This window comes from Neorhizobium sp. IRS_2294, assembly GCF_050500145.1.
GTDB classification, from domain to species: Bacteria; Pseudomonadota; Alphaproteobacteria; order Rhizobiales; family Rhizobiaceae; genus Neorhizobium; species Neorhizobium soli.
The window spans coordinates 1,641,313-1,661,775 of the sequence record NZ_CP191439.1; the positions used below are offsets into that span (position 1 = coordinate 1,641,313).

At 60.0% G+C, this 20,463-nt stretch carries 16 protein-coding genes, 2 tRNA genes and 1 pseudogene; 14 read left to right on the forward strand and 5 right to left on the reverse strand.

Annotated elements, in window-relative coordinates:
• Positions 1 to 12 precede the first annotated feature (12 nt).
• A complete protein-coding gene (locus ACQY1K_RS07980; RefSeq protein ID WP_430258697.1) occupies positions 13 to 2,562 on the forward strand; it encodes a ComEC/Rec2 family competence protein in 2,550 nt (849 codons plus the stop codon).
• Here ACQY1K_RS07980 and lexA read toward each other — a convergent pair.
• Entirely contained in the window at positions 2,543 to 3,262 is a 720-nt protein-coding gene (gene lexA / locus ACQY1K_RS07985) for a transcriptional repressor LexA (protein ID WP_062457274.1), read from the reverse strand. The two genes, ACQY1K_RS07980 and lexA, sit on opposite strands and share 20 nt — an antisense overlap.
• A 192-nt stretch (positions 3,263 to 3,454) precedes the next feature.
• Here lexA and ACQY1K_RS07990 point away from each other — a divergent pair, with 192 nt between their 5' ends.
• The 6 genes from ACQY1K_RS07990 to ACQY1K_RS08015 all read left to right on the forward strand — a co-directional run bounded on the left by ACQY1K_RS07990 (position 3,455) and on the right by ACQY1K_RS08015 (position 9,425).
• Positions 3,455 to 4,330 carry a VOC family protein gene (locus ACQY1K_RS07990; protein ID WP_430258699.1) on the forward strand — a complete coding sequence of 292 codons (876 nt, stop codon included), beginning with the start codon at positions 3,455 to 3,457 and terminating at the stop codon, positions 4,328 to 4,330.
• A gap of 4 nt (positions 4,331 to 4,334) precedes the next feature.
• On the forward strand, positions 4,335 to 5,180 hold the full coding sequence (kdsA, locus tag ACQY1K_RS07995) for a 3-deoxy-8-phosphooctulonate synthase (protein ID WP_209900744.1): 846 nt from the start codon (positions 4,335 to 4,337) through the stop codon (positions 5,178 to 5,180).
• A gap of 129 nt (positions 5,181 to 5,309) precedes the next feature.
• Entirely contained in the window at positions 5,310 to 6,584 is a 1,275-nt protein-coding gene (eno, locus tag ACQY1K_RS08000; protein WP_430258702.1) for a phosphopyruvate hydratase, read from the forward strand.
• Positions 6,585 to 6,754: 170 nt separating this feature from the next.
• Positions 6,755 to 7,999, forward strand: a complete 1,245-nt coding sequence (locus ACQY1K_RS08005; protein ID WP_430258704.1) for a PLP-dependent aminotransferase family protein — start codon at positions 6,755 to 6,757, stop codon at positions 7,997 to 7,999.
• A gap of 252 nt (positions 8,000 to 8,251) precedes the next feature.
• Positions 8,252 to 9,166 (forward strand): PhzF family phenazine biosynthesis protein, encoded by a 915-nt coding sequence (locus ACQY1K_RS08010; protein ID WP_062580433.1) that lies wholly within the window; start codon positions 8,252 to 8,254, stop codon positions 9,164 to 9,166.
• Between the two features lie 183 nt (positions 9,167 to 9,349).
• A tRNA-Lys gene (locus ACQY1K_RS08015) sits at positions 9,350 to 9,425 on the forward strand.
• Between the two features lie 37 nt (positions 9,426 to 9,462).
• Here ACQY1K_RS08015 and ACQY1K_RS08020 read toward each other — a convergent pair.
• A complete protein-coding gene (locus ACQY1K_RS08020) occupies positions 9,463 to 9,747 on the reverse strand; it encodes a hypothetical protein (protein WP_430258706.1) in 285 nt (94 codons plus the stop codon).
• Positions 9,748 to 10,292: 545 nt separating this feature from the next.
• On the opposite strand from ACQY1K_RS08020, the pseudogene ACQY1K_RS08025 reads away from it, so the two are divergent.
• Positions 10,293 to 10,385: pseudogene (locus tag ACQY1K_RS08025) on the forward strand (BA14K family protein); the annotation flags it as partial.
• Between the two features lie 192 nt (positions 10,386 to 10,577).
• Positions 10,578 to 10,697 (forward strand): BA14K family protein, encoded by a 120-nt coding sequence (locus ACQY1K_RS08030; RefSeq protein WP_430256703.1) that lies wholly within the window; start codon positions 10,578 to 10,580, stop codon positions 10,695 to 10,697.
• A gap of 8 nt (positions 10,698 to 10,705) precedes the next feature.
• Here ACQY1K_RS08030 and ACQY1K_RS08035 read toward each other — a convergent pair whose 3' ends face one another.
• Entirely contained in the window at positions 10,706 to 11,644 is a 939-nt protein-coding gene (locus tag ACQY1K_RS08035) for a LysR family transcriptional regulator (protein ID WP_192086618.1), read from the reverse strand.
• A gap of 163 nt (positions 11,645 to 11,807) precedes the next feature.
• Here ACQY1K_RS08035 and ACQY1K_RS08040 point away from each other — a divergent pair, with 163 nt between their 5' ends.
• From ACQY1K_RS08040 to ACQY1K_RS08055, 4 genes are all read left to right on the forward strand, one after another.
• Positions 11,808 to 12,602, forward strand: a complete 795-nt coding sequence (locus ACQY1K_RS08040) for an alpha/beta hydrolase (protein ID WP_430258708.1) — start codon at positions 11,808 to 11,810, stop codon at positions 12,600 to 12,602.
• A 75-nt stretch (positions 12,603 to 12,677) separates the two neighbouring features.
• Positions 12,678 to 13,847: an efflux RND transporter periplasmic adaptor subunit gene (locus ACQY1K_RS08045; protein ID WP_430258710.1), complete on the forward strand. Its 1,170-nt coding sequence runs from the start codon at positions 12,678 to 12,680 to the stop codon at positions 13,845 to 13,847.
• Between the two features lie 146 nt (positions 13,848 to 13,993).
• Positions 13,994 to 17,176 (forward strand): efflux RND transporter permease subunit, encoded by a 3,183-nt coding sequence (locus ACQY1K_RS08050; RefSeq protein WP_430258712.1) that lies wholly within the window; start codon positions 13,994 to 13,996, stop codon positions 17,174 to 17,176.
• A 155-nt stretch (positions 17,177 to 17,331) separates the two neighbouring features.
• Positions 17,332 to 17,407 (forward strand) — tRNA-Thr (locus tag ACQY1K_RS08055).
• A 13-nt stretch (positions 17,408 to 17,420) separates the two neighbouring features.
• On the opposite strand, the gene ACQY1K_RS08060 is transcribed toward ACQY1K_RS08055, so the two are convergent.
• The gene (locus ACQY1K_RS08060; RefSeq protein WP_430258714.1) at positions 17,421 to 18,191 is read right to left on the reverse strand and encodes an SDR family NAD(P)-dependent oxidoreductase; all 771 of its coding nucleotides are present in this window, start codon (positions 18,189 to 18,191) and stop codon (positions 17,421 to 17,423) included.
• Positions 18,192 to 18,327: 136 nt separating this feature from the next.
• Here ACQY1K_RS08060 and ACQY1K_RS08065 point away from each other — a divergent pair, with 136 nt between their 5' ends.
• On the forward strand, positions 18,328 to 19,008 hold the full coding sequence (locus ACQY1K_RS08065) for an HAD-IA family hydrolase (protein WP_325265841.1): 681 nt from the start codon (positions 18,328 to 18,330) through the stop codon (positions 19,006 to 19,008).
• Positions 19,009 to 19,036: 28 nt separating this feature from the next.
• Here ACQY1K_RS08065 and ACQY1K_RS08070 read toward each other — a convergent pair whose 3' ends face one another.
• Positions 19,037 to 20,395: an APC family permease gene (locus ACQY1K_RS08070; protein ID WP_092662213.1), complete on the reverse strand. Its 1,359-nt coding sequence runs from the start codon at positions 20,393 to 20,395 to the stop codon at positions 19,037 to 19,039.
• Positions 20,396 to 20,463: the final 68 nt, after the last annotated feature.

Consider the following 20,463-nt stretch of genomic DNA (forward strand, 5'->3'; position numbering starts at 1 on the left):
GGATAAACCATCATGGCGAATGGCGGAGCGATTTTTAAGGCAGCCATCAGCAAGCCGGTGATGCTTGCTTCGACACCGCACGCGATCGCACTCTGGACGCCCGAATCGGCATCGCAGACAATGCTCGCGGAAGTCCGGATGGATGGTCGAAACGACCGTCCATCCGAGGATGTTTTCAGGGTGTACGTGGTCAGAGACCGGCCCGTTTCCAAATGGCTGTGCACGTCGTTGAGCGAGGAGCTTTCCCACGGTCATGGGTTCCTCTTCCTGCCTGTCTTGCTGGGCGCCGGCGCTGCGATCTGGTTCGCATCTCCTTGGACGCCATCGCCGTTCACTCTCGCAACCATGCTTGCGATCTCGATGGTGACCGCACGGCTGACACGGTATCGCGCGCATCCACTGTCTCGTGCCAACCTTGTACTCTGCATGCTTCTCTCCGGTTCTGCGCTGGCAGCGCTCGAAACGTGGCGGTGTTCGACGGTCGTGCTCGATTCGCCCGTCACGACGACTATCAGCGGGATAGTCGAACGACGCGAAGCCGATGCACAGCGCCGCTGGCGCTATATCCTCAGGATCGAGCAGACATCTGAGCCCTCGCTTTCACGACCGCCACAGCGCGTCTCGGTTCTTGCCAGAAGCCAACACGAACCTGCAGACATCGGAGAGCGCGTTTCCGGCCGTGCCCGTCTGTCGCCACCCTCTGGCCCGGCGCTTCCCGGATTGAACGATTTCGCCTTCTCCTCCTACTTCGATCAAATCGGGGCCGTTGGCTTCTTTTACGGCGCGCCTAGCGTACAACCGGCGATCGATGACCAACCCGGGTTATGGTCGGACATGCAGCGAGGGCTTTTTGCGCTTCGCAGCGCAATCGGCAATCGCATCCGCGATACGGTCAAGGGGGATGCGGGCGCTTTTGCTGCCGCAATCGTGACCGACGAGCGCCGTGCAATTTCCCGTGAGACGACCGAGGCGCTTCGTCTGTCCGGACTGGCCCATATCGTCGCGATCTCAGGCCTCAACATGGCGCTGGCAGCCGGTATCTTCTTCGTCGGCGTTCGCTCCGTCCTGTCGCTGTTTCCAGGCTTTGCGCAGGCCTATCCGATCAAGAAGTTTGCCGCGTTCGGTGCGCTTGTCATGGCGACCGCCTATTACCTGATTTCCGGGTTCGGGGTTTCCGCCGAGCGGGCCTATATCATGATGGCGGTGATGCTGGTCGCCGTGCTCGTCGATCGACCCTCCATCAGCCTTCGCAACGTCGCCCTTTCGGCAATCATCATCCTCGCCATCTCGCCGTCGGAGATTCTGGGTCCGAGTTTCCAGATGTCGTTTGCGGCAACCGCGGCACTGGTGGCAGGGTTCGCCCTCTGGACGCGATATTTCGCGAAAGGTAAGGAGGAGACAAAAGGTAGCAACCGGTGGATAACGGGTGTCGCGGCGACGTTCCATTTCATTGCCGGGATCGTGGTGACGTCGCTGATCGGCAGTACATCGACGTCGATCTATTCGATCGAGCATTTCCACCATCTGACCACCTACGGCCTCGCGGCCAATCTCGCGGCCATGCCGATCATTTCCTTCGTGGTGATGCCGGCAGGTCTCGTGGCCATGCTGCTGATGCCGTTCGGGCTGGATGCTCCCTTTCTGTTCATCATGGGCGAGGGGCTGCGGATCGTCATTCGCATTGCCGAGATCGTCGCCGCATGGGGCGGCGATATTGCCATCGGCCGGCAGAACCCGCTTTTCCTGCCTCTGGCGACGGCAGGCTTTCTGCTTCTGACGCTGCTGCGCACGCCGCTGAGGCTGACAGGCGCGCTGTTCATGGCGGTGGCTTTGCTCTTTGCGGTCCGCTCAGGCTCGGCGCCGAGGCCTGATATCGTCATATCCGAAGACGGCGCATCGGTCGGCGTGATCCAGGATGACAAGATCACCCTCAATCGAACCCGACCGCCGGGATTTATCTACGATCAATGGCGGCGAGCGCTGGTGCTTGAGACCGGAGAACAACCGCTCGCCTTGCCGGTTCTTGCCTCTTCGGAACCAGCGCGAGGTGCCAGCCTTGCGAAAAGCGATGACAGACCACCTGGACCACATTCGCGACCGGATTTGACGCGCCGGGAAATCGAATATGTCAGGGGTTTTCTTCAAGCATTGAAGCCCGGACGATTCGCCTGTCTGCCGAAAATCCTGTGCGCGGCGCAGACTGCTCAGGACATCCGGATCGTCACCGTCGAAGACAACCGATACACCGGTCTTGCCTGCGATGTCGGTCGGATCATCGTCTCGCCCGGCGCACGCTTCGATACTTGCCGCTCCGGCGCCTTGCTTCTCAGCAGGCGGACGTTGCGCCGGACTGGCGCACTGGAAATCACCATTATTCCGAACGCGACAGCGCCAGACATCAAGATTACGGCGGCGATGCGAGACAGCGCACAGACCTCAAGCCGTCCGTGGACCGTCCACCGGTTCTATGACTGGCGAACGCGACAACTCGACTTTGGCATCCCGGAGGCTGTTGCTGCGCATCTCCGGGATGACACCGTTCTTAATGATAGCGGCGAATAAGGCCGACAAGCTTGCCCTGGACCTTCACCCGGTCGGGCGGGAAGATGCGGGTCTCGTAAGCCGGGTTTGCCGCTTCCAGTGCGATCGAGGCACCCTTGCGGCGAAACCGCTTCAGGGTCGCTTCTTCCTCATCGACCAGGGCAACGATGATATCGCCTGGACTTGCGGTGCTGGTATTCTTGATGATGACGGTATCGCCATCGAGGATGCCGGCATCGATCATCGAATCGCCCTTCACTTCGAGCGCGTAATGATCGCCGGAACCCAGCATCTCGATCGGAACGGCGATGTCATGGGTGTTGTTCTGGATCGCGGAGATCGGCACGCCGGCAGCGATTCGACCCATGACCGGGATGTTTGTCGAGAACGGATTGTCCGCCATGACCGGCGCCGGCTTCTGAGCGACGACCGGTTGCGTTTTGCCGAGGCTTCCCTCGATGACACTGGGAGAAAAACCCCGTCGCGGATGAAGGTTCGCCACATAGGCGTCAGGCAGCTTGATCACTTCGAGCGCGCGTGCTCTGTTCGGCAGGCGGCGAATAAAGCCACGCTCCTCGAGCGCGGTGATCAGCCTATGGATGCCGGACTTCGATGCAAGGTCGAGGGCGTCCTTCATTTCGTCAAACGACGGCGGCACGCCTGATTCTTTCATCCGCTCGTGGATGAACAGAAGTAACTCCTGTTGCTTGCGTGTCAGCATGGATGGGACCCTCAGAATTGGAAACAAATGCAGAACGGACGCTATATGTTCTATCTGTGTTCCGCAAGCCCCAAATTTTTGCTCAAGAATAGTCTCATTTCAGCGTTCGATCACGTATTCAGTTCGTGCGCAGCACTTGCCGAGCTTCCCGCGATAGCCAATGTTCTGCGGAATAAGACTTTGGGGGTGTAAGTGGGTAACAAGTCAGTCGATCATTTGGTTCTGCCCGTTGCAGATCTGGCGTCAGCGCGGGGGAGGTTGACCGCTCTCGGCTTTACTGTGGCACCTGAAGGTGTTCACCCTTTCGGCACAGCTAATGCCTGCATATTCTTCGCGGATGGCTCGTATCTCGAGCCGCTGGCCATTGTGAACCGTCGGCAAGCCTCGCTTGCGGCAAAACGAGGCAACGTGTTCACCGATCGCGACATCCGCTTTCGCGGCCAGCGGAAAAGGGAAGGTCTATCGGCGGTGGTCGTCGGGACGCAGGATGCAGCGGCCGATCATAGCCGTTTTGTGGACGGGCACATGTCTGCGGGCGAGATGCTTCAATTCTCCCGCCCGATGCAGTTGCCCGATGGTGGGGAGAGCGAAGTCTCATTCCGTCTGGCGTTCGCGGCAGTCCCCGAGGTCGATGACATCTTGCTGTTTTCCTGCCAGCGCATGGCCGCATTACCGGCAGATCGCGGTGGTCTAGATGAGCACGCAAACGCCGTTACAGGCCTTCGAGAGATCGTCTTTTCTGCAGATGACCCGCTGGAGTTTCTGCCGCTTTTCGAAACCGTGTTCGAGACGCAACCCGAGCAAGGGAAAGACGGTCTGCGGATCGAAGCTGCCAATGCCAGCATCCGCATTCAATCCAACGACACGTTCAGCGACGAGTTCCGGTCTTCGATGAAGCCCTTGTCATCGTCGCGCCTCGCTGCGCGCGGGATCATCTTCAAGACCACCGATCTCGCCGTGACAGAGATCACCCTTGCTGCTAATGACGTCGCATTCATCCGCAGGGATGGCCGCGTGATCGTGTCGGCAGCCCCGGGGCAAGGTGTGGTTTTCGGTTTCGAGGAATAGTGAAATGACAGTCTCCGCCAATTCTGAAGTGTCCGTGGGCGAGGGGAGTTCGAAAGTCGTTTTCTCAAACACGGCAAAGCTCTCGCTGATTGCCGGTCCCTGTCAGATGGAAAGCCGCGATCATGCGTTCATGATCGCCGGCACGCTTGTCGAACTCTGCAAGAAGCTCGGCATCGGCCTCGTCTACAAATCCTCCTTCGACAAGGCCAACCGCACGTCGATCTCCGGCAAGCGCGGCATCGGCTTGGACAACGCGATGGCAATCTTTGCCGATCTCAAGAAGGAATACGGCTTTCCGGTTCTGACCGACATCCACACTGAAGAGCAGTGCGGCCTTGTGGCGGATACGATCGATATCCTGCAGATCCCCGCCTTCCTGTCGCGCCAGACCGACTTGCTCGTCGCGGCCGCAAAGACCGGTTGCGCGATCAACGTGAAGAAGGGCCAGTTCCTGGCGCCCTGGGACATGAAGAACGTTCAGGCCAAGTTCCTCGAAAGCGGCAATCCGAATGTGATGCTGTGTGAGCGCGGCGCCTCGTTCGGTTATAATACGCTTGTCTCCGATATGCGCTCGCTGCCGATCATGGCGTCGCTCGGAAGCCCTGTCATCTTCGATGCGACCCATTCCGTGCAGCAGCCAGGTGGCCAGGGCGGCTCATCCGGTGGTCAGCGTGAGTTTGTCGAAACGCTCGCAAGGGCTGCCGTCGCAGTCGGCGTTGCCGGCGTGTTCATCGAAACCCACGAAGACCCTGACAACGCGCCGTCTGACGGTCCGAACATGGTTCACTTGAAGGACATGCCGCGGCTTCTGGAGAAGCTGCTGGCATTCGACGCCATTGCAAAAGGCTGACGGCGTCGAAAAACCGCCGAATTGACTGGATTGTAATCCGCGTGTCATCGACGATCTCACAATGTCGGTGACCCGCCTGTTCGCTGAGCCTGCGAATTCAGGCTCGCATATCAAACCGAGGAGAGACCCTTGACCGCCATTACCGACATCATCGCTCGCGAAATTCTGGACAGCCGTGGCAATCCGACCGTCGAGGTGGATGTTTATCTGGAAGACGGCTCGATGGGCCGCGCTGCCGTTCCGTCGGGAGCCTCCACGGGCGCGCATGAAGCCGTCGAACTTCGCGATGGCGGCAAGCGCTATGGTGGCAAGGGCGTCGAAAAGGCCGTCGAAGCCGTCAACACCGAGATCTTCGATGCGATCGGCGGCTTTGATGCCGAAAGCCAGATCCACATCGACAAGACCCTGATCGCGCTCGACGGCACACCGAACAAGTCGCGCCTAGGTGCGAACGCCATCCTCGGCGTTTCGCTTGCGGTCGCCAAGGCCGCAGCCGAATCGTCCGGCCTGCCGCTTTACCGCTATATCGGCGGCGCTTCCGCCCATCTCCTGCCGGTCCCGATGATGAACATCATCAATGGCGGCGCTCACGCCGACAACCCGATCGATTTCCAGGAATTCATGATCATGCCTGTCGGCGCCGAGACGCTGAAGGATGCCGTGCGCATGGGCGCGGAAATTTTCCACGTCCTCAAGAAGGAACTGGCAGCGCAGGGCAACAACACCAATGTCGGCGACGAAGGTGGTTTCGCACCGGGCCTGAAGAGTGCGCCGGAAGCGCTCGACTTCATCATGAAGTCGGTCGAAAAGGCTGGCTACAGGCCGGGCGATGACGTGCATCTGGCACTCGATTGCGCAGCCACCGAATTCTTCAAGAACGGCAAGTACGAGCTGGAAGGCGAAGGCCGTTCGCTCGAGCCGGAAGCAATGGCCGATTACCTGGCAGAACTTGCCGGCAAGTACCCGATCATCTCGATCGAGGACGGCATGTCGGAAGACGACTGGGCCGGCTGGAAGTATCTGACTGACAAGATTGGCTCCAAGGTGCAACTGGTCGGCGACGACTTGTTCGTGACCAACTCGGCCCGTCTGCGCGACGGTATCCGCCAGGGCACGGCCAACTCGATCCTCGTCAAGGTCAACCAGATCGGCTCGCTCACCGAAACGCTCGATGCTGTCGAGACCGCGCATAAGGCGAGCTACACGGCCGTCATGTCGCACCGTTCGGGTGAGACCGAAGACTCGACGATCGCCGATCTCGCAGTTGCCACCAACTGCGGACAGATCAAGACCGGTTCGCTGTCGCGTTCCGATCGTCTGGCCAAGTACAACCAGCTGATCCGCATCGAAGAAATGCTTGGGCCTCAGGCCGCCTACGCGGGCCGCTCGATCCTCAAGGCCTGATCATTCCGGTCGACTGAGGCAGAATATCCGAGAGCCCGCGCCACCTGCGCGGGCTTTTGCGTTTTACAATTTGTGATCGCACCGTACCAAAAACCGATAGGTCAGCATTGTTGACCTGTCGAAACTTCTGTAAACCGAAGCCAAGAATATTGAAATAAAAGGAAACGCCCGTGCTTGATTGGGACCATATTTTCGCGACGCGCTCCAGCCGCATGAAAGCCTCCGAAATCCGCGAACTGCTGAAGCTCCTTGAGCAGCCGGATATCATTTCGTTCGCCGGCGGCATACCGGATCCGGCCTTGTTTCCGGCCGAGGAATTCCAGAAGGCCTATGCAGATATCTTCTCGGGCGCTCAGGTGAACTCGGCGCTGCAGTATTCCGTCAGCGAAGGCTACAAGCCGTTGCGTGACTGGATCGTTGCCGATGTCGCCAAGATCGGCATCGACTGTACCGCCGACAACGTCTTCATCACGTCAGGCTCCCAGCAGGCGCTCGATTATCTCGGCAAACTGTTTCTGTCGCCGAACGATACGGCGCTGGTGACATGGCCAACCTATCTCGGTGCGCTCTCGGCATTCAATGCCTATGAGCCGACCTACGATCAGCTCTCGGTCAACGGCAATCGCACGCCGGAAGCATACCGCGAAACGGCAGCGAAAGCCGGTGGTGCGGTGAAGTTTGCCTATCTGTCCGCCGACTTCTCCAATCCGACCGGCGAGACGATCGATCTCGCAGGCCGCGAAAAGCTTCTGGCACTGGCAGACGAACTCGATATCGCGATTCTCGAAGATGCCGCATACCAGAACCTGCGCTTCGATGGCGAACCGGTTTCGCCGATCCTTGCGCTCGACATTGCCCGCAGCGGCGGTATCGAAAAGACCCGCACGATCTACAGCGGCAGCTTTTCCAAGACGCTGGCACCAGGCCTGCGCGTCGGCTTCGTCATCGGAGCGATGCCGGTCATCCGCAAACTGGTGTTGTTGAAACAGGCGGCCGACCTGCATTCGTCGACGATCAACCAGATCGCCGTCGAGCATGTCGCTTCGCGCGGTTTCGATGAACAGGTTGCCAAGATCAAGCGGGTCTATAGCGGCCGCCGCGATTCCATGCTGGCGGCACTTGCGAAATACATGCCGAAGGGAACGACATGGACAAAGCCCGAAGGCGGCATGTTCGTATGGCTGACGCTGCCTGAGGGCACGGATGGTGCGGAGCTTCTGGCGAAATCGCTGGCAACCGAAAAGGTCGCCTTCGTGCCCGGCAAGGCGTTCTACGCCGACGGCAGCAACGCCAACACGCTGCGCATCAGCTTCTCCTGCGCCAACGACGAGATGATCGACGAGGGTATCAAGCGGCTCGGAAGACTGATCGGCAATGCCGAGACCCGCGAGCACGAAGCGCTCCCGATCATCTGAATATCGGTGTACTGAGAAAGGCGAACCAGCGATGGCTCGCCTTTCTCACATACTGTTGGCGACCTGTTCACCTGCAGGTGACGCTCGGCTTGGGGCGCCGCCTATCGTGCCGACGCGGCCTTCTCCGAGGCGCCCAGCACGTCCGACCGTAAACGACGCCAATCAAATCACCAGGCGGTGACGTTGATCAGGGGTTGCGCCACGGGACGCCGTCGGGCAGTTTTGCGCCCGGTATATGAGGAGGAGTTTGCATTGGCGCGTCCCTACAGCATCTATGACGTTTTCACCGACGCTAAGCTTTCCGGCAACCCGCTTGCGGTCATCTTCGATGCAGATGGTCTCGACGATGGCGCGATGCAGGCCATTGCCAAGGAAATGAACCTCTCGGAGACGGTGTTCGTCCAGTCGTCGACAAACACCACCCATTCGGCAAAGCTGCGAATCTTCACACCGGGCCGGGAGCTTCCGTTCGCGGGACATCCGACGGTCGGGACGGCCATCGCCCTTGCCGAGCGCACCAACGGGCGCGACAGCGATCTCGATCTGGTCTGCGTCCTTGAAGAGGCGGTCGGTCCGGTTCGGTGCGCCGTGCGTTTGCGCCAGGGGGAGGTGGGGTTCGCCGAGTTCGATCTGCCGAAGAAGTCGCAGCGGATCGACCTAGCTTTGAACCGTCAGGGCATCGCGGACGCGCTCGGCGTCGAGCTGACGGATATCGGGTTCGAAAACCACGTCGCGTCGATCTGGAGCGCCGGTGTGCCCTTCCTGATGATCCCGCTGCACAATCTTGCAACTGTCCAGGACATGGAATTCGATGCGCCGCTTTGGGAGAAGGTCGCTCCCTTCGTCGAGGGTGCGCTCGCTTCGGCCTATGTTTATTGCCGCGGCGGCGTCCATCATCAGGCGAAATTTCATGCCCGGATGTTCTCGCCGGATATGGGCATCGCTGAAGACCCGGCCACGGGTGGGGCGGTAGCGGCATTGTCCGGCGCGATCCATCATTTCGACGGCCTGCCGGATGGGCATCACCCTCTTCTCATCGAGCAAGGCGTCGAGATGGGACGGCCGTCCTTTATCCATCTCCACATCGATGTGCAGGAAGGGGCCATTGCAAAAGCCCGGATTGGCGGACAAGCGATCCGCCTTGCCGAAGGCGTTATCGAAATCTAGGCGATATTTTTCAAACCGTTGATTTTGTTACCATAAGTCCGGATATCCTCGCAAAGGCAGTTCGCTGGCGCAAAAAAGACGCCGCTGATCCAACAAATTTCGCGGGAGGTGCTGGACAAGCCCAAACTTCCTCTTTATACGGCCCTCACACCGGCGGAAACGACGCTTCGCCAAACCGGTTACGGGTGATTAGCTCAGTTGGTAGAGCAGCTGACTCTTAATCAGCGGGTCGTAGGTTCGAGCCCTACATCACCCACCAAATCAATTCTTTACATCGAAATGTTCAAGCGCCGGTTTCACCGGCAAATGGCGTTTCCGTTGCCGTCGACGACGCAGTTTCGCTGCGTGGCGCCGACGCTTCCGGGGCGTCGTGAGGGCCGTTCTTCGACGACATCGGGTCTGCGTCCACCCATATGTCCCGAGACGCCATCGCCTTGTGGCCTTACCTCGAAATTCTCGTTTCCATAGGTGCCGTAATATCCACCCGTCCCATCTGGCTGGATTTCGGTATTGCGAAACTGCTGTGCTTCAGCCGGCAAGGCGGCGAGCGTGACCGCAAAGGCAGCGATCAGGGTTCTCATCGGAATCTCCTCCCGTATGATAGTCTATCACAATCTGAATAGCGCAACTCTGGGGCTTCCTGCCGAGCAAATGTCGGCTTTTTTGTACCACCCTGCATTTGTCTCGGGCGAGGTTGCAATTCGTTCGGAACCCTCTGCGCGCGCATGCATTTTGTCCGCATGTTGAAAATCTGCGGAGCATCCTCGTCGTGAAAGCGATCCTTCTACTTCTGAGCGGGCTTGTCTTGGCCGTCACGGTCTTCTTAAGTGGCGTTGCGGCTACGGCCTATCTCATTGCCGAGCCGGCGCCTCATCGCTTTTCCAACGTTGACCATCCTGATCTCTGGACCTCGACACCCGTGGTCGTGAGCAGCGGCGATCAGCGTTACGAGCGGATTGCTGCCGTGACCGCAAAGATTGATCTGCCGGCGTCGGATGCGCAGGGGCAGCCCGTAGCTGCCCAGGACCAGGCGACGGATGCGGTGGACGGCGTCCAGACGGCTTCCTTGGATGAGGCAGACCAGGCGTCGGTAGATCCTGTGTCCGATGCATCGGTTAACCAGGCGCATGCCGACTGGTGCTTCGCGCGCTACCGTTCCTACAGGCTCGAGGACAACACCTACCAGCCTTACAGGGGTGGCCAGCGTCGGGCTTGCCAGTCACCGGTCGCCATGTCGCATGGTCAGGACAACATTGTTTCTGGCAACGAAGACACCGGCATCGAAGAGCATGGGCTGGTTCAGCAGGTCAGCGCCACGAGCACGATAATCGGGCGTGGTCAAGACGGCCGTCTTGTGCGTGAAACTGACCGCTCGTCTTCGCCGCAAAACGCCTCATACGACGCAACATCCATGGGGAACCCGGCGCACGAGGAGTGGTGCCTGTCGCGATATCGTTCATACCGCGCCAACGACAACAGCTACACGTCCTACGGCGGCATGCGCCGCACGTGTCAGTCCCCCTACGGCTGAGACCTAACTCAGCCCGTTTTCAGCAATGTGACCGTCGGCTGTTCGTCTTCCTTCAAGCCTTGAACCAGTTTGGCGAGCCAATCCACGAAGACCCGGACCTTGTTGGAAAGGTGCCGGGTTTGCGGGTAGACGATGTAGAGCGGTAGCGGTTCGCACTCCCATTCGGCGAAGATCTCGATGAGTTCGCCCCTCTTCACGTGCTCCTGGACCATGAACCGCGCTGCCTGTGCGATCCCGAGACCCGCGACCGCCGCGTTGACGTAGGAGCGCGCATCATTCACCGAGACGACGTAACGCGGCATGATCTCCAGCGTCTCGTCCTCTTTGCAAAAGTCGAAGGTCATGATCCGGCCGGCCGTCGCGTTGAGGTAACCGACAGAGAAATGGTCGGTCTCCAGATCTCGCGGATGGGTCGGCATACCGAATCGCTCAAGATAGTTCGGGGATAGGTAATTGCGCATGCGAAGCTCGCCGACTTTGCGCGCAATCAGCGACTGGTCCTTGGGCGTGCCGCCTCGAAGAGCACAGTCGACATTTTCAGCAATGTAATCGACCAGCCGGTCGCCCACCCCGATATCCAGCTGGATCTGCGGGTAGCGCTGGTAGAATTCGCACAAATTGGGGATTACGACGAGGTCGGCGAACGCCCCTGCCATCTCGACACGCAGTCGGCCCGTGGGCTGGTTCTGCGATTTCGACATCGTGCCGTCGAGTTCTTCAAGTTCCGACAGGATCTGTACGGCGCGCTCGTAGTAGAGTGCTCCATCGGTCGTGACCATGACCCGACGTGTCGTGCGGTTGAGGAGCTTCGTGCGCAGATGCGCCTCTAGACCCTGGACCATGTTGGTGGCCGTGGTCTTGGGAATATTGAGGGTCGCGGCAGCACGCGTGAAGTTGCCCGTTTCGACGACGCGCACGAAGACGCGCATAGAGGAAAGCTGGTCCATCGTTGATCCCGTTCGAAAAGTTGTATTATTCGCCTATCCGGAACAGTGTTGCCGATTTCAGCGTCTTGCGAGTTCTGTCAGGAACAATAATATCAGGGTCAAGTTATTCGGCAAGATGCCTTTCGCCAATGTGGCTTTTTGGCTCCATAGCGAGGAGGACTGGATGACGGACTGGAACAAGAACACGGATATCGAATGGGCAGGCCTGCCCGTTTCCATACACCGTTACGAAGGCCAGCCGGCAGCCAAAGTCGCGCCGATTATACTCTATCTGCGCGGATCCGCATTCCAGCAAGGTGGCCTGCGGGACCGTGAAGTGCCGATCGGAAAAGTCTTCTCGGAGGCGGGGTCAATCGTTGTCGAGGCGGATTATGGATCTGCCTCGGCCAACCTGTTTCCGCAGGCAATGGAATGCGCCTTCGCGGCGCTGACCTATCTCAGCAGCAACCGCAAGCGCTTCGGGTCCGCCCGTTCCCCGCTTTTCGTTGCGGGCGATGAGGCAGGCGGCAACGTGGCGGCGGGTGTGGCTTTGAAGGCGCGAGACCAATTGCCGGGCGAGCTTCGGGGACAGATCCTTCTGTCGCCGATGATCGATCCAATGATGGCCTCGAAATCGTTTCGTCGAGCCGACGAAATCGGCATGCGCGAGAAATGGTCCGACGGTTGGAGCCATTATCTGCGTTCGGCCTGCGGTTTCCAGCATCCCTATGCTGCGCCCTGTCTGTGTTCTCGGCTATCCGGTCTTGCGCCGGCTCTGGTCGTGAGCTCGGAAGACGATCCGCTGCATGACGAGGTTGTCAACTATGCGGACCGGCTCGAAGCCTCGGGCGTCTCGGTCAGGCAGAAAATATTCCCGAAAGGCGCAGGCTGGACGGGTGTTTACAAGGGCGGGCAGGGGAACTGGATGGCGGGTCTATCCGCCGAGTTCAAAGGCTTCGTCGAAACGTTGAGTGAATAAGCAGACGTCGATTTCTAGCGTTTGACAACGGTTTTCTCCTCCTCCCTGGGGCAGGACCGTCAGGAGATTATGAATATGTTGAAGATCAAAAACTGGGCCCCGTGGGGCGCCGGAATAAGTGTTGCTGCGCTCATTGCAGGCGCTTCGCTCTCTATCGATACGCCGACAGGCGCCTATGCGGCCCCCGCGGAAGCGGCGGCTCAGCCGGCGGTGCCGGTCACGGTTACCGCCGTGCAGCCGAAGAACGTCACCACCTGGCAGGAGTTTTCCGGCCGTCTGGAAGCTGTTGATCGCGTCGAGGTTCGCCCAAGGGTGGCCGGCGCAATTCTGTCCGTGCATTTCCGTGAAGGCGGTCTCGTAAAGGAAGGCGATCTTCTGGTCTCGATCGATCCCGAGCCATACAAGGCAGCCGTCGCTCAGGCGGAGGGACAGATGGCATCCGCCCAGGCAAGGCTCGATTATGCCGACACCGAGCTGGAACGGGGCAAGACGCTCGCCTCGCGCAACACCATATCGCAGAGCGATCTTTCGCAGCGTCAGAGCGCCCGCGCCGAAGCGATCGCCAATGTCCAAGCAGCAAGGGCAACGCTGAAATCGGCGCAGATCAATCTGGATTATACCCAGATTCGTGCCCCGATCTCCGGGCGTGCAGGTCGCATTGAAGTCACCGTCGGCAATCTCGTGGCGGCAGGCTCTGCCTCGGCGGTGCTGACGACGCTCGTGTCGAGCAGCCCGATCTACGCAAGCTTCGACGCAGCTGAGGAACTGGTGGCCCGCACACTGGCCCAGGTCGACGTCAAGGACGGCGTGCCGGCGATTGGAGACGTTCCGGTTGAGGCCAGCACGCTCGCGTCAACGACGCCTGTCCGTGGCAAGCTGCAGCTGATCGACAACGAGGTCAACGCGGCAAGCGGCACGATCCGCGTCCGCGCGGTCTTCGACAATCCGGGCGGGCGCTTGATCCCCGGTCAGTTCGTGCGGGTCCGCATTGGTGAACCCAAGGCCGAAGATCGCCTTCTCGTCAGCGAAAAGGCGATCGGCACCGATCAGGACAAGAAGTTCGTGCTGGTTGTCGAAGCCGGCGACAAGGTCGGCTACCGGCAGGTTCAGCTCGGATCGGTGATCGATGGTCAGCGGATCGTCGAAAAGGGCCTTTCTGCCGGCGATCGTGTCGTCGTCAGCGGGCTACAGCGCATCCGCCCGGGCGCGATCGTGGCGCCGCAGGACGAAGTCGCCACCAAGTGACTTGATGCGGTCTGCTTCTCTCTAACTGGAGGGGCGGGCCGCAACCACAACTACAATTGCGAGACACGGTAAGCACTCGCGGCCTGCACGGGCCGCGAGAGGGGAGCCTGTTGTTTCTGTTCGACCCTGGAGAGAGGGCTTAGACAATGAATATTTCAAGATTTTTCATCGACAGACCGGTTTTTGCCGGCGTCCTGTCGATCCTGATCGTGGTCGCCGGCCTGCTTGGCATGCGCGCACTTCCGATTTCCGAATATCCGAACGTGGTTCCCCCGTCGGTCGTCGTCAAGGCGACCTATCCGGGTGCCAATCCGGTCGTGATTGCCGAGACAGTCGCGACGCCGCTCGAAGAGCAGATCAACGGCGTCGAAGACATGCTCTACATGTCGAGCCAGGCGACGTCGGACGGCGTGATGACGCTGACGGTCACCTTCAAGCTCGGCACCGATCCGGACAAGGCGCAGCAGCTGGTGCAGAACCGCGTCAGCCAGGCTGAACCGCGCTTGCCATCCGAGGTGAGGGCGCTTGGCATCACGACGATCAAAAGCTCGCCCGACTTCATCATGGTCGTCAATCTGGTCTCGGATAGCGATCGCTATGACCTGACCTACCTTCGCAACTACGCGACGCTGAACGTCAAGGATCGGCTGGCACGGATCGAAGGCGTCGGCCAGGTGCAGGTCTTTGGCGCCGGCGACTATTCCATGCGTGTCTGGATCGATCCGCAAAAGGCTGCCGAGCACAATCTCGCGGCAAGCGACGTGACGGACGCAATCCGCGCGCAGAACGTCCAGGCCGCAGCCGGCATAATCGGTGCCTCGCCGAACGTGCCGGGCACGGATCTGCAGCTCAACGTCAATGCCCAGGGACGTTTGCAGTCGCCCGAAGAGTTCGCCAACATCATCGTCAAGAGCGGCTCCAACGGCGAGATCACCAGGCTTCGCGACGTCGCAAGGGTCGAGATGGGGGCCGCCGACTATACGCTGCGGTCGCTTCTCGACGGACGCCCGGCCGTTGCCATTCCCGTCCTGCAGGCTCCTGGCTCGAATGCGATCGAGATCGCCGATACGGTCCGCGCGACCATGGATCAGCTCCAGCTGGCGATGCCGGAAGGTGTCAAATACGAGATCGTCTACGACACCACGCAGTTCGTCCGCTCGTCGATCGAAAAGGTCGTCGATACGCTGCTCGAAGCCATTGCGCTGGTCGTCATCGTCGTCATCGTCTTCCTGCAGACCTGGCGTGCATCGATCATTCCGCTGATCGCGGTTCCGGTCTCGATCATCGGCACGTTCGCCGTGATGTATGCGCTCGGCTTCTCGATCAACGCGCTGACGCTGTTCGGCCTGGTGCTGGCGATCGGTATTGTCGTGGATGACGCGATCGTCGTCGTCGAGAATGTCGAGCGCAATATCGAAAACGGGCTCAATCCGCGCGACGCCACCTACAAGGCAATGCGCGAAGTCTCCGGACCGATCATCGCGATCGCGCTCGTTCTCGTCGCCGTGTTCGTGCCGCTCGCCTTCATCTCGGGCCTGTCCGGCCAGTTCTACCGCCAGTTCGCGCTCACCATCGCCATCTCGACGGTGATCTCGGCGATCAATTCGCTGACCTTATCGCCGGCACTGGCAGCTCTTCTGCTCAAGGGGCACCATGCCCCGAAGGACCGGCTGACGCGTGGCATGGACTGGCTGTTCGGCTGGTTCTTCCGCGGCTTCAACCGGGTCTTCGGTTCCGCCTCGAACGGTTATGGCCGCACGGTGGGCGGGCTTTTGTCGCGCAAGAGTATCGTCATGGTGATCTATCTCGCCTTGATCGGTGCAACCTACAGCGTGTTCAACGCGGTGCCCGGCGGCTTTGTGCCGGCGCAGGACAAGCAGTATCTCATCGGCTTTGCACAGCTGCCGGACGGGGCAACGCTCGACCGTACCGAAGATGTGGTGAAGCGCATGAGCGACATCGCCCTGGAGCAGCCGGGCGTCGAGCATGCGATTGCATTTCCGGGCCTGTCGATCAATGGTTTCACGATCGGATCGAATTCCGGCATCGTCTTCGCGGTGCTTGACGACTTCGAGAACCGCACGACGCCGGAGCTTTCGGGCGGCGCCATCGCCATGGCACTGAACCAGAAATTCGCCGGTATCCAGGATGCCTTCATCGCGATGTTCCCGCCGCCGCCGGTCAACGGTCTCGGCACTACGGGCGGCTTCAAGCTGCAGCTCGAAGACCGCGCCGGCTACGGCTACAACGCACTGGACGATGCAACCAAGGCAGTCATCGCCAAGGCAATGCAGGCTCCGGAACTGGCGGGCATCTTCTCCAGCTTCCAGATCAACGTCCCGCAGCTGTTCGCCGATCTCGACCGTGCCAAGGCCGAACAGCTGGGTGTCTCAGTGACAGACGTGTTCGAGACGCTTCAGATCTATCTCGGTTCGCTCTACGTCAACGACTTCAACGCCTTCGGCCGTACCTACAGCGTGAGAGTGCAGGCGGATGCGCAGTTCCGTGCAAAGCCCGAGGATATCGGTGCGTTGAAAGTCCGCTCGCAATCGGGCCAGATGATCCCGCTTTCAGCGCTCCTCAAGGTGGACGCCCAGACGGGACCGGAACGCACGACGCGCTACAACGGCTTCCTCGCCGCCGACATCAACGGAGCGCCGGCACCTGGCTTTTCCTCCGGTCAGGCGGAAGCGGCGATCACAAAGATCCTCGACGAAACACTGCCGTCAGGCGTTGCCTTCGAGTGGACGGATCTCACCTACCAGCAGATCCTTGCCGGCAACTCGAGCATCATCGTGTTTCCGCTCGCCCTGCTGCTGGTCTATCTTGTGCTGGCCGCCCAGTACGAGAGCCTGACGCTGCCGATTGCGATCATCATGATCGTGCCGATGGGCGTGCTGGCGGCACTGACGGGCGTCTGGCTGACGGGAGGCGACAACAACATCTTCACCCAGATCGGGTTGGTGGTGCTGGTCGGACTGTCGGCGAAGAACGCGATCCTGATCGTGGAATTCGCCCGCGAGCTGGAGTTCGAAGGCCGAACGCCGTTCGAGGCTGCAGTCGAATCCAGCCGCCTTCGCCTTCGCCCGATCCTGATGACGTCGATGGCCTTTATCATGGGCGTGGTGCCACTGGTCGTGTCCACCGGTGCCGGTGCGGAAATGCGCGTCGCCATGGGCATCGCGGTATTCTCCGGCATGATCGGGGTGACCTTCTTCGGCATCTTCATGACGCCGGTCTTCTATATGCTGGCGCGCCTGATGACCGGAATGCGGCCTTTGCGGCAGCACGGTTTGGAGGCGCCGCCCGCTCTCTCTCCAGCGGAGTAGCTGGCCTCCAGGCCCTGCGGGTTCTTCCTCTGGAAGGATCCGCAGGGCATTTTCAATTGTGCCAAGCCATAATGGGCCAGGGTTAACCTTACCCCGTAACCATTGGTAAAGGCTGTGATTGCGCTGCTTACCAATCGGTGGCAATCAGTTCGCACGCCCCTCGTAGCTCAAAGCCAGAGCAGCTGCTTCGTTTGCAGCCGATCCAGGTTCAATTCCTCGGCAGGGGCACCATCTTCCTTTCTCGCTAGATCGCGCCACCATCGATCACCAGTGTCTGCGCAGTTATGGCAGCCGCGGCGCTCGACGCGAGAAACAGACACGGGCCCACGACATCCTGCGCCACCAGGCTGCGTTTGAGGCACTGGCGCCCAATCATCGCGGCGATGTCCTCATCCTTCAGCCACAGGTCCTTTTGCCGCTCGGTGACGATCATGCCGGGCAGGATGGCATTGACCCGGATATTTTCCGGCCCAAGCCTGCCGGCGAGGCTTTTGGTCAGACCGACGATACCGGCCTTGGCGGTTGTGTAGGATGGCATGCCACCCATGTTGAGCATCCAGGCGATCGATGAGAAATTGACGATCGCACCACCGCCCGCCAACCGCATATGCGGCACGGCGGCTTGCGATGTGAAGAACACCTGCTTCAAATTGATCGCCTGGCTGAGGTCCCAGTAATCTTCGGTGATATCATCGAGATCCCGGCGATCGTCCCAGGCGGCATTGTTCACGAGCACCGAGAGTGACCCGAGTCTTGCTGCCGCATCATCGACCGCATGTTTGATGGCGTCGGTATCGCGCAAGTCCGCCCTTATATATTGGACTGGATGATCGTTGATCGCGGAAAGCCGGTCCGCCAGTGCTGTGCTGGGTTCGTCGGCAATGTCGATAAACGAGACCTTCGCGCCATGGGCCGCGAATCCCTCGACAAGCGCCGCTCCAATGCCGGATCCGCCGCCCGTGATCAGCACGCCGCGGCCGCGCAGATCCGCGTGCCCCATCAAATCCTCATTCATAGGGTTTTCTCCATTCCCATTCTCAGTTCTAACGCTTCGAACCTCGCCGTCAATTGCGCCGGCTCCCTCCTATCTGTAGTCCGGATGCGTATCCGGTCCTGCAAATCCCGTCAGTCTCTCCAAAAGGAATTCCGCATTGTCAGTCTCCCAAAACGTCATCGTCCTGCCGACCAGAGGTTATCGCGGCTTTCTCTTCGACATGGACGGAACGATCCTCAATTCGATTGCTTCTGCCGAACGTGTCTGGGGACGCTGGGCGGCAGAGCAGGGGCTCGACGTGGAGAAATTCCTGCCCTTCATGCACGGCAAGCGCGGCATCGATACGATCACCAGCCTCAACCTGCCGGGTCTTGATCCGGCAGTGGAAGCGGAGAAGGTTCTGCGCGGCGAGATCGACGATGTCGAGGGTATCGTTCAGATACCGGGCGCTGCTGAATTCTTGGCAAGCCTGCCCGCGGGGCAATGGGGTGTCGTGACGTCGTCGCCGCTGGAACTCGCAAAGGCAAGACTTGCCGCAGCTGGCCTTGCGATACCGTCCATGCTGGTCACTGCCGAGGACGTCACGATCGGCAAACCGGACCCGCAGGGCTACAGGCTCGGCGCGAAACGGCTTGGCGCAGACCCTTCCAACGTGATGGTGTTCGAGGACGTCCCTGCCGGTATCATGGCCGGTGAGGCGGCGGGTGCCGATGTCATGGTGATCACCGCCACCCATACCCACGACGTCGAAGGGGGGCACTTCCGGATCCCGGATTACACCGGGGTTTCCGTAAGCGTCGCCAACGACGGCGTCATCACCTTTCAGTCCAGAGCGTGAGAGGCTGACGCCGGTCTTCTAGTACCGGTCAGGCAGCCCTGCTGGATGTTTTCATGAACTGGACGGTGGCGATCCACAGTATGACGCCGAGGCCAAGCAGGGCGGCGGCAATGGCATACTGGACCGGATCGCGACCGGCCCAGGGGCCTGCAAGAAACACGCAGGAGATCACACCAAGAACCGGCAAGATCGTTGGTGTCCGGAAGTGCTTGTGATCGACCTTGTCCTTGCGCAGCACCAGCACGGCGACATTGACGATCGCAAAGACGCAAAGCAACAGCAGTGCAGTCGTCCCGCCAAGAGCGGGCACGCCGCCTGCAAAGAGAATCAGACAGACGGCGAGAAGCGATGTGAAAACGATTGCGATATACGGCGTGCGGCGCGTTGCGTGCACCTTGCCGAGCATGGCGGGCAGCACATTTTCGCGGGCCATGCCGTAGATCAGTCGGCTTGCCATCATCATGTTGATCAGCGCCGAATTGGCGACGGCAAACATCGTGATGATCGCAAAGATGCTGATCGGGAACGCGGGCGCTCCGGCCTGGATGACTTTCAGAAGCGGTGTTTCCCCTTCGCCCAGTTCGTTCGCCGGCACCAGAGTAATCGCAGAGATTGCCACGAGAATGTAGATCACGCCGGTGATCGCGAGACCGGTCAGCAGCACTTTCGGGAAGAGACGGCTTGGCTCCTTGCACTCTTCGGCCATGTTGACCGAGTCCTCGAACCCGACCATCGCGAAGAAGGCGAGACCGGTTGCGGCGACGACTGGCCAGAACGTTCCGCTGCCTTCCGGTGTGGCGAACGTCCAGGCACGCGACACATCGCCCTCGCCACCAGCAATCGCCCAGAGGCCGATGCCGATGATGATGAGAAGGCCGGTCAGTTCCACAACGGTCAGCACGACGTTGAGCTTTACGCTTTCACCGACACCGCGGAAATTGACCGCTGCCACCAGCGCAATGAAGCCGACGGCGATCAGCGGTACGCCCCAGACCCCGAGATCCAGGCCGAGCGACGTCGAGAAGTTGGCGGCAAACGCACGCGATGCGGTCGCCGCAGACGTGATGCCTGAGGACATCACGGCGAAGGCGACAAGGAACGTGACGAAATGGACGCCGAAGGCTTTATGGGTGTAGAGCGCAGCACCAGCTGCCTGCGGATATTTGGTGACGAGTTCGAGATAGGAGCAGGCGGTGAGCAGGGCGACAAGAAAAGCGATGAGGAATGGAAGCCAGACAACGCCTCCAACTTCAGCGGCCACTTGCCCGGTCAGTGCGTAGATCCCCGTTCCGAGAATATCGCCAACGATGAACAGCAGCAGCAGGCCGGGGCCCATCACGCGCTTAAGTTCAGGTGTTTCTTCTTTCGCGCCGAACGCCTCTGCCATGACTGCCTCCCAACATGGTCCTACATGGCAACACTAATGGGAACACCACACGATTGTTCCATGTTTGG

Coding starts and splice junctions, on each gene's coding strand:
- ACQY1K_RS07980 (WP_430258697.1), top strand. CDS start 13: ATGGCGAATGGCGGAGCGATTTTTAAGGCAGCCATCAGCAAGCCGGTG.
- lexA (WP_062457274.1), bottom strand. CDS start 3,262: ATGCTGACACGCAAGCAACAGGAGTTACTTCTGTTCATCCACGAGCGG.
- kdsA (WP_209900744.1), top strand. CDS start 4,335: ATGACAGTCTCCGCCAATTCTGAAGTGTCCGTGGGCGAGGGGAGTTCG.
- ACQY1K_RS08020 (WP_430258706.1), bottom strand. CDS start 9,747: ATGAGAACCCTGATCGCTGCCTTTGCGGTCACGCTCGCCGCCTTGCCG.
- ACQY1K_RS08030 (WP_430256703.1), top strand. CDS start 10,578: ATGGGGAACCCGGCGCACGAGGAGTGGTGCCTGTCGCGATATCGTTCA.
- ACQY1K_RS08035 (WP_192086618.1), bottom strand. CDS start 11,644: ATGGACCAGCTTTCCTCTATGCGCGTCTTCGTGCGCGTCGTCGAAACG.
- ACQY1K_RS08040 (WP_430258708.1), top strand. CDS start 11,808: ATGACGGACTGGAACAAGAACACGGATATCGAATGGGCAGGCCTGCCC.
- ACQY1K_RS08045 (WP_430258710.1), top strand. CDS start 12,678: ATGTTGAAGATCAAAAACTGGGCCCCGTGGGGCGCCGGAATAAGTGTT.
- ACQY1K_RS08050 (WP_430258712.1), top strand. CDS start 13,994: ATGAATATTTCAAGATTTTTCATCGACAGACCGGTTTTTGCCGGCGTC.
- ACQY1K_RS08060 (WP_430258714.1), bottom strand. CDS start 18,191: ATGAATGAGGATTTGATGGGGCACGCGGATCTGCGCGGCCGCGGCGTG.
- ACQY1K_RS08070 (WP_092662213.1), bottom strand. CDS start 20,395: ATGGCAGAGGCGTTCGGCGCGAAAGAAGAAACACCTGAACTTAAGCGC.